Annotated in this window: 1 protein-coding gene; it reads left to right on the top strand. The window is 42.8% G+C overall.

What is annotated here, in order from left to right:
- Window positions 1-586: reverse transcriptase domain-containing protein (locus tag H6A61_RS16320; RefSeq protein ID WP_262897255.1), on the top strand; the 586-nt coding region annotated here is incomplete at both ends.

Here is a 586-nt window from a genome sequence, read left to right as displayed (position 1 = left end):
ACAGATGGCTAAGCAGGGATTGCTCTCCCGAATGGATATTGGAGGGGGACATAAAAGGCTGTTTCGACCATATCAGCCATGAATGGCTTCTCGATAACGTACGAATCGACAGGCATATATTAAGGAAATGGCTGAAAAGTGGAGTTGTATTCAACAAGTTGCTTCAACCGACACTTGAAGGGACACCGCAGGGTGGTATCATATCACCGACACTTGCAAATGCAACTCTTGACGGCATGGAAAGGATGCTCAAAGAGAAATACAAGGCAGGTTATGTCAATAGAAAACTTTACTGCCCCAAAGTCAATCTCGTAAGATACGCGGACGACTTCATTGTCACTGCCGACAGAAAGGAGACATTACTTGAGATAAAGGAAATGTTGACAACCTTTTTAAAGGAAAGAGGACTTACACTATCCGAGGAGAAGACACTGATAACACATATCAGTGAGGGATTTGACTTTTTAGGCTTCAATATACGGAAGTACAACGGAACATTGTTAATAAAGCCCTCAAAGAAAAGTCAGAAACGTTTCACGGACAAACTGCATGAGGTTGTGCTGACCAAAGGTAAGTCACTATCCCA

It is taken from the genome of Bacteroides caecigallinarum, from assembly GCF_016901995.1.
GTDB lineage: Bacteria > Bacteroidota > Bacteroidia > Bacteroidales > Bacteroidaceae > Phocaeicola > Phocaeicola cellulolyticus.
The sequence above is the reverse complement of the archived record's forward strand: the minus strand, read 5'-3'. Positions and strand labels throughout refer to the sequence as shown.